This is a genomic window from Bacillus cereus group sp. MYBK108-1 (assembly GCF_051917185.1).
Classification (GTDB): Bacteria; Bacillota; Bacilli; order Bacillales; family Bacillaceae_G; genus Bacillus_A; species Bacillus_A cereus.
Genome location: NZ_JBQAHZ010000027.1, coordinates 55507 through 70160, shown reverse-complemented (window position 1 = coordinate 70160; position 14654 = coordinate 55507). Strand labels below are relative to the sequence as shown.

Below are 14654 nucleotides of genomic sequence, written 5' to 3'. Positions count from 1 at the left end.
TAATGATGGCAGAGAGGTCACACCCGTTCCCATACCGAACACGGAAGTTAAGCTCTCTAGCGCCGATGGTAGTTGGGACCTTGTCCCTGTGAGAGTAGGACGTTGCCAGGCTAATATTATTCCGCAGTAGCTCAGTGGTAGAGCTATCGGCTGTTAACCGATCGGTCGTAGGTTCGAGTCCTACCTGCGGAGCCATTATGCTTCCATAGCTCAGCTGGTAGAGCACTTCCATGGTAAGGAAGAGGTCACCGGTTCAAGCCCGGTTGGAAGCTTGGGAATAGGTTTAAAACTTTTTTGGCCCGTTGGTCAAGTGGTTAAGACACCGCCCTTTCACGGCGGTAACACGGGTTCGAATCCCGTACGGGTCACCACTTTTGGAGGATTAGCTCAGCTGGGAGAGCACCTGCCTTACAAGCAGGGGGTCGGCGGTTCGATCCCGTCATCCTCCACCATATATATTTAAAATGTCGGAGGGGTAGCGAAGTGGCTAAACGCGGCGGACTGTAAATCCGCTCCTTCGGGTTCGGCAGTTCGAATCTGCCCCCCTCCACCATTTTCTTTAAAATAACCTGAGAGGGTTTATTTTTTTGAAAAGATAACCATACTAGTAAATATTAATGGGCTATAGCCAAGCGGTAAGGCAACGGACTTTGACTCCGTCATGCGCTGGTTCGAATCCAGCTAGCCCAGCCATTTACGAGCCATTAGCTCAGTTGGTAGAGCATCTGACTTTTAATCAGAGGGTCGAAGGTTCGAGTCCTTCATGGCTCATCATTTTTGCGGAAGTAGTTCAGTGGTAGAATACAACCTTGCCAAGGTTGGGGTCGCGGGTTCGAATCCCGTCTTCCGCTTAATTAATAAGGGGCCTTAGCTCAGCTGGGAGAGCGCCTGCCTTGCACGCAGGAGGTCAGCGGTTCGATCCCGCTAGGCTCCATCTAAATAAAAAAGCTTACATCATACGATGTAAGCTTTTTTTGTGTTTAAAAAGACAACTTTTATACTTGTCGTTTAAAATGAAGAAAACGTAAAAATAAGGGATGGGGAGATAATTGTGAAAGTTGTTATTGCATCTGATTCATATAAAGAAAGCCTAAAAGCTATAGAAGTATGTGGAGCTATTGAAAGAGGTTTTAGAGCAATTTTTCCTAATGCAGAGTATGTGAAAATACCAATTGGAGATGGAGGAGAAGGGACGGTTGAATCACTTGTTGATGCTACAGGGGGGAGAATTATATCAATTAGTGTGACAGGACCGCTTAGAGAAGGTATACAAGCTTTTTATGGCATTTCTAAAGATAAAAAGACAGCGTTTATTGAAATGGCAGCAGCATCAGGATTACAGCACGTTCCAGTTGAAAAGCGCAACCCACTTATTACAACGACAAAAGGAACAGGAGAACTTATATTACATGCGCTAGATCAAGGAGTGGAGTACATAATTTTAGGACTTGGAGGAAGTGCTACAAATGATGGCGGGGCAGGTATGTTAGCGGCTTTAGGAGTAAGGTTTATAAATGGTAAGGGTGAAGTAATAGATCCATCTGGAGGCACATTACACTCGATTGTTACTATTGATTTTTCACGAATGGACCCACGCTTAAAGGGGGTAAAGATAGAAGCGGCATGTGATGTGGATAATCCATTAGTCGGAATGCAGGGAGCATCTTTCGTATTTGGGAGACAAAAGGGTGCAAATATAGAGATGATGAAAGAGCTAGATGAGAATTTACAACATTATGCGAATATGCTTAAACGATATGTATCTTTTGATGTATCTGAAATACCTGGTGCAGGGGCAGCGGGAGGAATGGGAGCGGCTGTTATTTCAGTGTTAAAGGGAGACTTGCGTAGGGGCATTGAAATTGTATTAGATTATACAAATTTCGATAAACATATAGAAGATGCACATCTTATTATAACTGGTGAAGGTAGAATAGATAAACAAACTGCATATGGAAAGGCTCCTGTGGGTGTTGCGGGGCGTGCAAAACGTTTTTCTGTGCCTGTAATTGCTATTGGAGGGTCTGTATCATCTGATTATTCAGCTGTGTACGAGAAAGGAATAGATGCGGTATTTAGTATTACAACGAGACCGATGACACTAGAAGAAGCATATAAAGTAGCAGAAGAAAATATTGAAATGACAACGAAGAATATTGCAACAGTGTGGAAAATAGCATCAGAAAAACACTTCTAAATATAGGAGTGTTTTATTATTATTATTTAATAATAGTGATTGCGATTGTTTCATTAAGTTAACTTTATACATAGAATAGTCTTAAAATTTGGTTTTCAACGTGAATATAAGTGAATAAATTGTATATCCATACAGAAAAATGTCGAGTTGAGTCAGACTATATAAAAGATTTAAAATATTTAGTGAAGGCATAAAAGGGGGATACTATCTATGAAAAAAGAAATCTCAGTTATTGGAGTTCCAATGGATTTAGGACAGATGCGTCGTGGAGTTGATATGGGACCGAGCGCGATCCGTTATGCAGGGGTAATTGAAAGAATTGAAGAAATTGGATATGACGTTAAAGATATGGGAGATATATGTATAGAGAGAGAAAAAGAGATAGATGAAAATACAAAATTAAGAAACCTTACACAAGTTGCAACTGTATGTAATGAATTAGCAAGTAAGGTGGATCATATTATAGAAGAAGGTCGTTTTCCACTTGTATTAGGTGGTGACCATAGTATTGCTATCGGTACATTAGCTGGTGTAGCAAAACATTATAAAAACTTAGGCGTTATTTGGTATGATGCACACGGTGATTTAAATACAGAGGAAACTTCACCATCTGGAAATATTCATGGTATGTCACTTGCAGCAAGTTTAGGTTATGGACATTCTTCACTTGTAGATTTATACGGAGCATATCCAAAGGTGAAAAAAGAGAATGTCGTAATTATCGGTGCGCGTGCATTGGATGAAGGAGAAAAAGATTTTATTCGCAATGAAGGTATTAAAGTGTTCTCAATGCATGAAATTGATCGTATGGGGATGACGGCTGTGATGGAAGAAACAATCGCATATTTATCTCATACCGATGGTGTACACTTATCATTAGATTTAGATGGTCTTGATCCTCATGATGCACCAGGTGTTGGAACGCCTGTAATTGGCGGTCTATCTTATCGTGAAAGTCATTTGGCGATGGAAATGTTAGCAGAAGCTGATATTATCACATCTGCTGAATTTGTTGAGGTAAATACGATTTTAGATGAGAGAAATAGAACGGCAACAACAGCAGTTGCTTTAATGGGTTCTTTATTCGGTGAAAAACTAAAATAAATGTAAGAAAAGCAACTGAGAAGTTGCTTTTTTTATTTGAAAATAAGCGTATAATAATGATTTATATTATACTGTACAATAAAAATGTTTGACATCTTACCAATTTGAGCTAAAGGGGGGTTGTTTGTAATTGTCGTTTGTTTCATGTATGGTATAATTAACTAGTTGTTGGAAATACATACAGATAGAGCATAAAACAATATTTCAATATATGGATAGAATTGCTCGTAAGTAGGAGGAAGGGATAGCATGCCTTTTGAAGATACGACCATTTTGAAATATCTTAGTACGGCATTAGATATTGCCATTGTATGGTTTATTATATATAAGCTAATTCTTATAATCCGAGGGACGAAAGCTGTTCAACTTTTAAAAGGGATTACAGTTATTATCGTCGTTAAGATGATCAGTATTTTCCTCGAATTGCGTACGCTATCTTGGCTAACTGAACAAGTATTAACGTGGGGATTTTTAGCCGTTATTATTATCTTTCAGCCAGAATTGCGAAGAGCACTTGAGCAGCTAGGGCGCGGGAGTTTATTTTCGCGTGTTGGAACGCATGAGGATGATGAACCTGAAATGGTTGCAACAGCGATAGCAAAAGCAACCGAATATATGGGGAAACGTAGAATTGGTGCATTAATTACTTTGTCAAAAGAGACCGGTATGGGTGATTATGTGGAAACGGGTATTCCGCTCAATGCAAACGTATCATCGGAATTACTTATTAATATTTTTATTCCAAATACACCTCTTCATGACGGAGCGGTAATTATGCAAGGAAGTACAATTAAAGCAGCAGCATGCTATCTTCCATTATCAGAAAGTCCGTTTATTTCTAAAGAATTAGGAACTAGACATCGTGCTGCAATGGGAGTTAGTGAAGTTACTGATAGTATTACAGTAGTTGTGTCTGAAGAAACTGGTCAAATTTCTTTAACGAAAAATGGTAAGTTGCATCGTGATTTGAAGACAGAACAGCTGAAAGATATGTTATTAGCTGAATTTAGTGGAAACGAAAAAACGACTTCTTCGTCTTTATGGAATTGGAGGAGAAAGCGTCATGGATAAGTTAATGGAGAATCATTGGTTTTTAAAAGGGATCTCATTACTATTGGCGTGTATGCTTTTTATGTCAGCGACGTTAACTGAAAAAAATACGACATCAGGTATATTACCTTTTGCAAATGATACGAAAGAAACATTAACTAATTATGCTATTAATCTTAAGTATGATGAGGAAAAATATATTGTAAGTGGTATTCCGGCAGAGGGCGTTAAAGTAAAATTAGAAGGCCCAAAAGCATCAGTTGCTACAGCAAAAGCAAAAAAACAATTTGACATACCGGTTGATTTGCGAGATAGTCCAAAAGGAACTTATGAGATTTCTTTAAAAACGAACGGGCTTCCAGATGATGTGAAAGGAACAGTTCAGCCATCAACAATTAAAGTTACTCTTCATGAAAAGGCGAGAAAATATGTTCATGTAGATCTGAAATTATCAAATGAGGATCAGATGCCAGCGGGGGCTACTCTAGAAAAATCAAGCCTTAAACCGGATACTGTTGAGGTAGTTGGGACGAAAGAAGAAATTGAAAGCATTTCCTCTGCCAAAGCGTATGTTGATTTAAAAGGTGTTAATAAAACTGTTACAAAAACGCCCGAAGTTACATTATACAATAAAGAAGGAAAACGTTTAAATGTAAGAACAAGTCCATCTAAGATTAGTGTAACGTTGAATGTGGCAACGCAAACTACAGCCAATAATACTGAAAAAACTGTTCCTGTAACGTATACGAAGAAGGGGAGTTTAGCAGAAGGATTGGCGGTTACAAATATCAGTGTTGAACCGAGAGAAGTAACGATAGCTGGTCCAAAAGATATTTTGGATAATATACAATCGCTAGAGGGGGTCGAAGTAGATCTTAGTCAATTGACAGAGTCTACAACATTCGATGCCTCTGTTTTATTACCCAAGGGTGTAACAAGTGCAAAACCGAATCAAGTGAAGGTTTCGGTGGGAGTGCAAAAAACAAAACAAACGAAAACAAAAACGATTGATGGTATCCCAATACAGAAAAATGGACTGTCTAAAGATGTTACTGCTCAGATACTTTCGCCGCAAGATGGAAAGATAAGTGTTGATATTTCAGGAGAAGCAAGTATAGTAGATAAAATAACAGCTGCTCAAATAACAGCGGTAATTAATCTGCAAAATGTATCCTCAGGGACGAAAGATATTTCCATTCAAGTGAGCGGTCCTGGTAATATTTCAATAGAGCCAAAACAAAAAAGTGCTAAAGTTACTATTGTGAAGAAAGAAAAACCAGATAAAGAAGTACAGGGTAACGGTCAACAACCGGATTCAAATACGGATCAAGAAAATCAAAATGAGAAACCAAAAAATCCTGAACCTGATTCAGAAAAAGAACAGGAAAAGAATCAAAACCAAAATCAAAATCAAGATAAAGATAAAGATAAAGATAAAGAAACGAGTCAAGAACCAACAGTAGATAATCAAAAAGAGCAAGAAAAAGGAGCGAATCATAATGGGTAAATATTTTGGTACAGATGGAGTACGCGGAGTTGCAAATAAGGAGTTAACACCTGAATTAGCTTTCAAAATTGGACGTTTTGGTGGTTATGTATTAACAAAAGATACAGATCGTCCAAAAGTAATTATCGGTCGTGATACACGTGTATCTGGTCATATGTTAGAAGGAGCTTTAGTAGCAGGTCTATTATCAACTGGAGCAGAAGTAATGCGCCTTGGCGTTATTTCTACACCGGGCGTTGCTTATTTAACAAAAGCACTAGATGCACAAGCGGGTGTTATGATTTCTGCATCTCATAATCCAGTACAAGATAACGGTATTAAATTCTTTGGTTCAGACGGCTTTAAATTAACAGATGAGCAAGAAGCTGAGATTGAAGCTTTATTAGACAAAGAAGTTGATGAACTACCACGTCCGACAGGTACTAATCTTGGACAAGTGAGCGATTACTTTGAAGGTGGACAAAAATATTTACAGTACATTAAACAAACTGTTGAAGAAGATTTCTCTGGCCTACATATCGCTTTAGATTGTGCACATGGTGCAACTTCTTCTCTAGCTCCATACTTATTTGCAGACCTAGAAGCTGATATTTCAACAATGGGAACTTCTCCAAACGGTATGAATATTAATGAGGGTGTAGGATCTACACATCCAGAAGGCTTAGCTGAATTGGTAAAAGAAAAAGGTGCGAATATCGGACTTGCTTTTGATGGCGATGGCGACCGTTTAATTGCTGTAGACGAAAAAGGAAACATCGTTGACGGTGATCAAATTATGTTCATTTGTGCGAAATATATGAAAGAAACTGGTCAATTAAAACATAATACAGTTGTTTCAACTGTTATGAGTAACTTAGGTTTCTACAAGGCACTTGAAGCAAATAATATTACAAGTGATAAAACAGCAGTTGGTGACCGCTACGTAATGGAAGAAATGAAGCGTGGAGGTTACAACCTAGGTGGAGAACAATCAGGCCATATTATCTTACTTGATTACATTACAACTGGTGATGGAATGTTAAGTGCACTTCAACTTGTAAACATCATGAAAATGACGAAAAAGCCATTATCTGAGCTTGCAGGAGAAATGACGAAATTCCCACAATTGTTAGTAAACGTTCGTGTAACAGATAAAAAATTAGCATTAGAAAATGAAAAAATTAAAGAAATTATTCGTGTTGTAGAGGAAGAAATGAACGGTGATGGCCGTATTCTTGTTCGTCCATCTGGAACAGAGCCACTTATTCGTGTAATGGCAGAAGCACCAACACAAGAAGTTTGTGATGCATATGTACATCGCATTGTAGAAGTTGTGAAAGCTGAAGTTGGCGCTGAATAATTAGCTGAATTTATATGAAAAAGGAGCACAAAAAGTGCTCCTTTTTCATATGTTTTATAGACGATGAAAAAAATTTCATTGACGGTTTATCCATGTTTGTTATAAGATGGTCTTGTTCTTTTTCTCAAAGGAAATATTGTAAATTATAAAAGCGCCAGAACTACAAATAGTGTAGTTGACGAGGTGGGGTTTATCGAGATTTCGGCGGATGACTCCCGGTTGTTCATCACAACCGCAAGCTTTTACTTAAATCATTAAGGTGACTTAGTGGACAAAGGTGAAAGTGTGATGAGAGAAGAGGAACGGATGAAAACTAGCTGTATAAGTATATACGGACTTAAACCCAATCGAGAGGAAGGTGAAAGCCGTTACAAGCTTACAGGGCTAGCAATATGTAATCCGTTTTTTAGTATAAATAAAAATGGTATCGGACTATGTCGTTACATGTTCGCAGAGCAGTGTAAGCATTTGTAACGGCGACTAAACATGTGTGGAATCGTAGGATTTATTGGAGAGCAAGATGCAAAGGAAATTTTATTAAAAGGTTTAGAAAAGCTAGAATATCGTGGATATGATTCAGCAGGTATTGCAGTACAAGCAGAGAACGGTGTTGTTGTATACAAAGAAAAAGGCCGTATCGCAAAACTTCGTGAAATCGTAGATGAGAACGTAGCAGCAAGCGTGGGTATCGGACACACACGCTGGGCTACACACGGTGTTCCAAGTAAAGTAAACGCGCATCCGCATCAAAGTACATCAAAACGCTTTACATTAGTTCATAACGGTGTAATTGAAAACTATGAATTAGTGAAAAAGGAATATTTACAAGATGTAACGTTCGTAAGTGAAACAGATACAGAGGTTATCGTACAGCTTATGGAACAACAAGTGAGCACAGGATTAAGTGTAGAAGAAGCGTTCCGTAATACGCTATCTCTTTTACATGGCTCTTATGCAATCGGATTACTTGATGCTGAAAATCCAAACATGATTTATGTTGCTAAAAACAAAAGCCCGCTATTAGTAGGTGTTGGTGACAACTTTAATGTTGTGGCAAGCGACGCTATGGCGATGTTACAAGTTACAGATCAATTTATTGAGTTAATGGATAAAGAAATCGTAATCGTAACGAAAGAAAGTATTACAATTAAAAACTTACAAGGTGAAACGATTGAACGTGCACCGTTTACAGCGGAATTAGACGCAAGTGATATTGAAAAGGGAACATATCCTCATTTCATGCTTAAAGAAATCGATGAGCAACCACTTGTAATCCGTAATATAATTCAAAAGTATCAAGATGAAAATGGCGAAATTGAATTAAATCAAGACATCCGCAATGCGATCTTAGATAGCGATCGTATTTACATCATTGCATGTGGAACGAGTTATCATGCAGGTCTTGTTGGAAAACAATTTATCGAGAAGTTTGCAAAAATGCCAGTTGAAGTACACGTGGCAAGTGAATTCTCTTACAACATGCCATTATTAACAGAAAGACCATTCTTCATTTACATTTCACAAAGTGGTGAAACAGCTGATAGCCGTGCAGTACTTGTGCAAACAAATGAAATGGGCCATAAAGCATTAACAATTACAAACGTGCCTGGTTCTACGCTTTCTCGTGAAGCTGATTATACACTTCCGTTATACGCTGGACCAGAAATTGCAGTTGCATCAACGAAAGCTTACACAGCACAGCTTGCAGTACTTTCAATTTTAGCGGCTGATATTGCTAAAGCAAAAGGTGAAGTTCTTGATTTCGATTTAACACACGAACTAGGACTTGTAGCAAATGCAATGATAGAACTTTGTGATCAAAAAGAAGAAATGGACGCATTAGCAAAACAATTTTTAGCAACAACGCGTAACTGTTTCTTCATCGGCCGTAGCGTAGACTTCTACGTAGGATTAGAAGGTGCGTTAAAACTAAAAGAAATCTCTTACATCCAAGCAGAAGGATTCGCTGGAGGAGAGTTAAAACACGGTACAATCGCTTTAATTGAAAATGGTACACCAGTTATCGCACTTGCTACACAAGAGCACGTAAACCTTGGAATTCGTGGTAACGTGAAAGAAGTAGTAGCACGCGGGGCTAACCCATGTATCATCTCAATGAAAGGCTTAGAAATGGAAGGTGACAGCTTCGTATTACCAGCTGTACACGAAGCGCTAGCACCGCTAGTAGCAGTTATTCCATTACAACTTATCTCATACTACGCAGCACTTCACCGCGAGTGTGACGTTGATAAGCCACGTAACTTAGCTAAGTCTGTTACTGTTGAGTAGGAGATTGGTAGGTTAATAAGTATAGTTATACGTTTGAAATAAATTAAAACTAAGAAAAAACTCTGTAAAAATCATTTTACAGAGTTTTTTTAGTTATTTATTGTTTTACATAACAAATTGTTACTTGTTCGTCTATGTGGAAAATCTGTAACGCTTTACCATCTAAATTTTTAACCTCATATGATGAATAAATAGGTCTTTCCAATTTCACTTCTTGACCATTTTGAGTTCCTTTTTCCACCATTAGCGTTAACTGATGGGAAGAAACGTCTGCTTGGTATGTTCCTGTTAAGTAATTATCTTTATTTGGATAAGAACCATTTGCATATGTTTCAAATGTCTTATCTGCTTTTAGGACTAACGTAGTTTTGACTCCGTCTCCGTAATCAATACCCCAATTACCTACAAGCTCTGTACCGTCTTTATAGTTGTTCTGTACATTCTTAAACTTAGCGGAATCCTCGTCTGGTGTATCAATTTTTCCTTTGAATATACCAGTTTTATCTTGGGTACTGTATGTTTTAACTGTATTACCACTAGATAAACTCGGTGAGTTAGAAGAACTAGTACCACTTGTTGTAGAAGTAGTTGTTGAACCACCCTTAGCTTCCGCTTTTAACTTATTAAATACAGGTTTCCAAATGCGTTTTGCTTCATCTAATTTATTGTTTGCTTTATCTATGATTGCATCATCCGTATCTTTAAGTGTTTTAGAGTAATCAAATAACTTGGATACTTCTTTGAAAGATTCTTTTAACTTTTGAACAGCTTTTACAATTTCCTTATGATCTTCCTTGTATTTTCCTGGTGCATCTATACGCTCTATTTTATTAAATACTTTATCTAAGTCTTTAATACTATCTCGTACCTCTTCATTTGACTTACTTCCCTTTTTATTATCCCTCACAGAAGCATCATAGTAATCTAGACGTCTTAATAAGTCTTCTTCAATGTCTACCATAAGTTGTGGGTAATCCTCAGGCAAAACCATAATCATCTTAACATCTTTACTTTCTTCTTTTGAGTTAGTTGATTTTTCCTTTGTTTCAGATGATTTACCTTCTGTCTTAGTTTCTTTACTTTCTTGTTTACCAGATTCAGCATTTGTTTTTTCTTTTTCTCCAAATAAATTTGTTACACTACAAGCTGACATAGAAACTACTAATCCAGATGCTAGTAAAATTTTACCTGTACTCTTTTTGAAATTCTTCATATGATTTTTCAATTCTCCCTTTAAAAACATAAAATAGATGTGCTTTAGCCCCTTTAAAACTAAAAAACATACCCCTTCTATATTTATTTTATAATACCTTTCTACGTATAATATTTTACAATTAATTACAGGTACGGTCAAAATTTATCTTAGTTTAACGATGTTCACAAAAAAGATGCGAAGCTTTATTCCTTCAAGTAAAGATTCTAAGTGAGTTTTGATTAAAATTTTTTTATAAAAATCTCATACTTAGTTAAAAAGAGTGATTCTATTTTGATCAATCGTTTTTTCAAAATGAATTTTTTTGTTGTTAAATAAAGATTTGTGACTTCATTTTTATCAAATTTTATTCTAAACCAACATATAGTTATAGCTTTAAAATAAATTTACAAATTTGTATTTAAAAGGGGTGTTTTTGTGTCGAAAAAGAACATCTAGAATTGGTAAGTGGATAGAACTCCATAAATTAAAGTTTTACTTTATCGACTTCACTTTTATTTATCTGAATTTTCCGTTATCATTTTAAGTATTCGTGAACAATTTCCTTTATTACGATAAAAAGAGACGAGAGATTTATGGACATTTCAAGGGGGTATATTGATGAAAGTGAATGAAAAAACATATTTAAGTATAGAAGAGATTATTTCATTACCAACCGTATCAAGTACAAACATAAGTGATGATGGTAAAAACGTAGCATTTGTTAAGAAGACGGCTGATTGGAAAGACAATACATATAGGAATCATGTATGGATATATGAAAAAGATAAGAAGCAGAGTTACCCATTATCAAATGGTGATATAGATAGTACACACCCATTATGGTCTCCAGATGCTAGGTGTATCGCATATCTTAGTCCAGTTGGTGATGGGAAAAATCAGATATTTGTTAAGTCACTAGATGGTTATAGAGAGGTTCAAATTACCGATGAGAAAGAAGGAGTCAGTACATTCAAATGGGGTCCTACTGGCAAGGGTCTTTATTATGTTACGCAGTCAAAAGAATGTGAGGAGATAAAGAAACGTAAGGACCTATATGGAGATTTTCAACATATAGGTAAGGAACACCAGAATAATTGTTTATATTACATTGAAATAGAGAAGGTGATACAAAGTGATACAGATGAACACGAGAACAGAGTTGTTTATCAATTAACGGATGGTAAGGATTTTCATATCCATGAATTTGATATTTCAAATGATGGTAAAAAGGTTGTATTTATGGCGACACCAAGCTCAAATATGGCAGATTATATAAATGGAGATCTATACATACTCCATATTAAAGCTGGAGAGCTACAAAAGCTGAATGTGGATAAGTTGTTGGGAGGGAGTGTTTGCTTTTCTCCTGACGGCAGTGAAATATGTTACACAGCAAGCATAAGAGAGAAGGATTACTATAGAAACCATATACAAGATAGTACGTTAGAGATATATGATATAAATACCGGAAAGGTAATTCAACCTGTAACAAATTTTGATAGTACGGTTATGCCTTTACAGTGGACAGCTAAAGGGGTTTTAATTAGGTGGCAGAATAAAACGAATTATCTTATTGGTTTGCTAGCCGAAGATGGCACTGTGGAAATATTAAGCGAAAAAGTAGATGGCTTTATAATGGATGCTTCTATAACAAAGGATGGCAAACATATATCCTACAATAAGGCTATAACAAATGAAACCTTTGAAATCTATTTAGACGATAAAAAAATAACGGATGAAAATAGCTTTTTCAAAGGGAAACTTAGAAGTAACAGGGAAATCATCTCATGGAAAAGTAGCGATGGTCTTGAAATAGAAGGTGTTTTATCAACGCCAGTAGAGTTGGACACTAATAAAAAATATCCTTTATTAGTAGTAATTCACGGCGGTCCGGCTTGGGCATCTTTTCCGATATTTTCAGACTGCTTCAATGAGAAATATCCGATTGAACAGTTTGTTGAAAAAGGCTTTATCGTTTTAGAACCAAATTACAGAGGAAGTTCAGGTTATGGTAATGAATTTTTAAAAGCTAACTATAGAAAACAGGGGATTGCTGACTACGATGATGTTATATCTGGAGTGGATGAACTAGTAGAAAAAGGGATGGTAGACAAGGATAGAGTAGGAGTTATGGGATGGAGCAACGGTGGATATGTATCAGCTTTCTGTTCTACGTTTAGTAGTCGGTTTAAAGCTATTTCAGTTGGGGGTGGAATAACTAACTGGAGTACCCATTATGTAAATACAGATATACCTTACTTTATTAGAATGTATTTAGGAAATACTCCATGGAATGATCCAGAGATATATACGAAGACATCACCTATGACGTATATTAAATCAGCTTGTACGCCTACCTTAATTCAACATGGGGAAAAGGATGCAAGAATTCCAATTACAAATGCATATGATCTATATCAAGGATTAATGGATATGGAAGTTGATACAGAATTAATTATATTTAAAGGAATGGCATATAGTTCTGACCAACCAGGAGTTCATGTGGCTATTATGAAGCAGAACTTGATGTGGTTTTCACACTATATTCTTGGAGAGAGTATGGAGGGTTTTAGGACTTTGTAAGGGATGTTTGTACAAGACATAAGGTTGAAACGGTCTTCATATTGAGATGATTTATTATAAAATATATACTTAAACTACTATCAGTACATAAATCAGGGAGGACTAATATGACAGGAAATAAAAATGACTTACTAGTAGAAAAACGTGAAGAGTTATTGAAAGTATTGCAAGCTCGTTTTGAGAAAAACATGAACCGCCATGAAGGTCTTGAATGGGCTAAAGTTGAAGCGAAGCTGACTACTAATAATGAAAAAATGTGGTCACTTAACGAAATGGAAGTAACTGGTGGTGAACCGGATGTTGTTGGTTATGATGAAGAAAAGGACGAATATACTTTCTATGATTGTTCAAAGGAGAGTCCTAAAGGCCGCAGAAGTCTTTGTTATGATCTTGAAGCGTTAGAATCAAGAAAAAAACATAAACCAGAAAATAACGTTATTGATGTTGCCAATGCTATGGGCATTGAATTATTAACGGAAGAACAGTATCGGGAATTGCAACAACTTGGCGATTTTGACATGAAATCATCAAGTTGGGTACAAACACCTTCAGATATTCGAGAACTCGGTGGTGCTTTATTTTGCGATTATCGCTTTGGACATGTTTTCGTGTACCATAATGGAGCAGACTCTTACTATGCTGCCAGAGGTTTTCGTGGCTCGTTAAAAGTTTAAATTAGGAGAAATAAGAAAAAGAGCCTATATTCAGGCTCTTTTTCTTATTTATATTTTAAAAGTAAACTGTTACTATGCAGTTTTACTTAATTTATATGTTCCGTGGTTGTTTTTACGGAAAAGTTTAGGGAAAACATAGCCATCTAATCCAATACGTCCAGCGTTCTGCCCTGCAACTAAAATGAACATAGTCAAAATAAGCAGGTTTGGGTTTACACTAACGGTTCCACTTAATAAAAATGAAAGATTCATTATGATTCCGAAAAATGCAGCTGTTTTTGTTAATCCGCCTAAAATTAAACCTAGACCTACTAAAATTTCTCCCCATTGAACTAAAAAGCTAAATAGGTCTGCGTTTGGAAGGACAAAATGTTGAAGAAAATCTGCCCACCAACTTTGTACTGCAGGGTGGTCACCTGATGCTTGAGCAATAGCACCCTTTAGAAAGCCACTTGCGTCAAAAGATTGTCCGAAGACTTTGCCTATCCCAGCAGCGAGCCATGTATACCCTATGTAAAGCCGTAAAAGTAATAATATGAAAGTAGCACGTTTATCAGTTCTTAAAAAATTGATAACCATTGAAATCCCTCCAATATTGTATTTACAAGTTTATTATATATCCATTGTGAATAAATTCACAATGGATATAATGTGAACAAGTTTATGATTTTTTATTTGTAAAATTGTACATAAAGCATTTTGAAATTTATTTTTGG

Annotated in this window: 11 protein-coding genes, 9 tRNA genes and 1 rRNA gene; 19 read left to right on the top strand and 2 right to left on the bottom strand. The window is 36.5% G+C overall.

Annotated elements, in window-relative coordinates:
- From rrf to glmS, 17 genes are all read left to right on the top strand, one after another.
- A 5S ribosomal RNA gene (rrf, locus tag ACTFSL_RS26125) occupies window positions 1-111 on the top strand; the annotation flags it as partial.
- A 9-nt stretch (window positions 112-120) separates the two neighbouring features.
- Window positions 121-195: transfer RNA gene (locus ACTFSL_RS26120), tRNA-Asn, on the top strand.
- 4 nt (window positions 196-199) lie between these two features.
- Window positions 200-272, top strand: a tRNA-Thr gene (locus ACTFSL_RS26115).
- A 24-nt stretch (window positions 273-296) separates the two neighbouring features.
- Window positions 297-371: transfer RNA gene (locus tag ACTFSL_RS26110), tRNA-Glu, on the top strand.
- A gap of 5 nt (window positions 372-376) precedes the next feature.
- Window positions 377-452: transfer RNA gene (locus tag ACTFSL_RS26105), tRNA-Val, on the top strand.
- Between the two features lie 17 nt (window positions 453-469).
- Window positions 470-553, top strand: a tRNA-Tyr gene (locus ACTFSL_RS26100).
- Window positions 554-618: 65 nt separating this feature from the next.
- A tRNA-Gln gene (locus ACTFSL_RS26095) sits at window positions 619-693 on the top strand.
- Between the two features lie 5 nt (window positions 694-698).
- Window positions 699-771, top strand: a tRNA-Lys gene (locus ACTFSL_RS26090).
- Window positions 772-779: 8 nt separating this feature from the next.
- Window positions 780-851: transfer RNA gene (locus ACTFSL_RS26085), tRNA-Gly, on the top strand.
- Between the two features lie 10 nt (window positions 852-861).
- A tRNA-Ala gene (locus tag ACTFSL_RS26080) sits at window positions 862-934 on the top strand.
- Window positions 935-1051: 117 nt separating this feature from the next.
- The gene (locus ACTFSL_RS26075; RefSeq protein WP_000869587.1) at window positions 1052-2197 is read left to right on the top strand and encodes a glycerate kinase; all 1146 of its coding nucleotides are present in this window, start codon (window positions 1052-1054) and stop codon (window positions 2195-2197) included.
- A gap of 210 nt (window positions 2198-2407) precedes the next feature.
- A complete protein-coding gene (rocF, locus tag ACTFSL_RS26070; RefSeq protein WP_000711563.1) occupies window positions 2408-3301 on the top strand; it encodes an arginase in 894 nt (297 codons plus the stop codon).
- Window positions 3302-3550: 249 nt separating this feature from the next.
- Window positions 3551-4372 carry a diadenylate cyclase CdaA gene (gene cdaA / locus ACTFSL_RS26065; RefSeq protein WP_001115697.1) on the top strand — a complete coding sequence of 274 codons (822 nt, stop codon included), beginning with the start codon at window positions 3551-3553 and terminating at the stop codon, window positions 4370-4372.
- Complete coding sequence (locus ACTFSL_RS26060) at window positions 4365-5858, top strand: CdaR family protein (protein ID WP_440042644.1); 1494 nt, start codon at window positions 4365-4367, stop codon at window positions 5856-5858. Before cdaA ends, ACTFSL_RS26060 begins: the two co-directional genes overlap by 8 nt.
- Window positions 5851-7197, top strand: a complete 1347-nt coding sequence (gene glmM, locus ACTFSL_RS26055) for a phosphoglucosamine mutase (protein ID WP_440042642.1) — start codon at window positions 5851-5853, stop codon at window positions 7195-7197. Before ACTFSL_RS26060 ends, glmM begins: the two co-directional genes overlap by 8 nt.
- A gap of 288 nt (window positions 7198-7485) precedes the next feature.
- Window positions 7486-7671, top strand: a complete 186-nt coding sequence (locus tag ACTFSL_RS26050; protein ID WP_001206405.1) for a hypothetical protein — start codon at window positions 7486-7488, stop codon at window positions 7669-7671.
- Window positions 7672-7683: 12 nt separating this feature from the next.
- Complete coding sequence (gene glmS / locus ACTFSL_RS26045) at window positions 7684-9486, top strand: glutamine--fructose-6-phosphate transaminase (isomerizing) (RefSeq protein ID WP_000334163.1); 1803 nt, start codon at window positions 7684-7686, stop codon at window positions 9484-9486.
- Between the two features lie 97 nt (window positions 9487-9583).
- On the opposite strand, the gene ACTFSL_RS26040 is transcribed toward glmS, so the two are convergent.
- Window positions 9584-10711 (bottom strand): DUF3994 domain-containing protein, encoded by a 1128-nt coding sequence (locus ACTFSL_RS26040; RefSeq protein ID WP_011109777.1) that lies wholly within the window; start codon window positions 10709-10711, stop codon window positions 9584-9586.
- Between the two features lie 588 nt (window positions 10712-11299).
- Here ACTFSL_RS26040 and ACTFSL_RS26035 point away from each other — a divergent pair.
- On the top strand, window positions 11300-13264 hold the full coding sequence (locus tag ACTFSL_RS26035) for a prolyl oligopeptidase family serine peptidase (protein ID WP_440042641.1): 1965 nt from the start codon (window positions 11300-11302) through the stop codon (window positions 13262-13264).
- 107 nt (window positions 13265-13371) lie between these two features.
- The gene (locus tag ACTFSL_RS26030; RefSeq protein ID WP_000147394.1) at window positions 13372-13938 is read left to right on the top strand and encodes a DUF4256 domain-containing protein; all 567 of its coding nucleotides are present in this window, start codon (window positions 13372-13374) and stop codon (window positions 13936-13938) included.
- 72 nt (window positions 13939-14010) lie between these two features.
- On the opposite strand, the gene ACTFSL_RS26025 is transcribed toward ACTFSL_RS26030, so the two are convergent.
- A complete protein-coding gene (locus ACTFSL_RS26025; RefSeq protein ID WP_000236367.1) occupies window positions 14011-14517 on the bottom strand; it encodes a DoxX family membrane protein in 507 nt (168 codons plus the stop codon).
- Window positions 14518-14654: the final 137 nt, after the last annotated feature.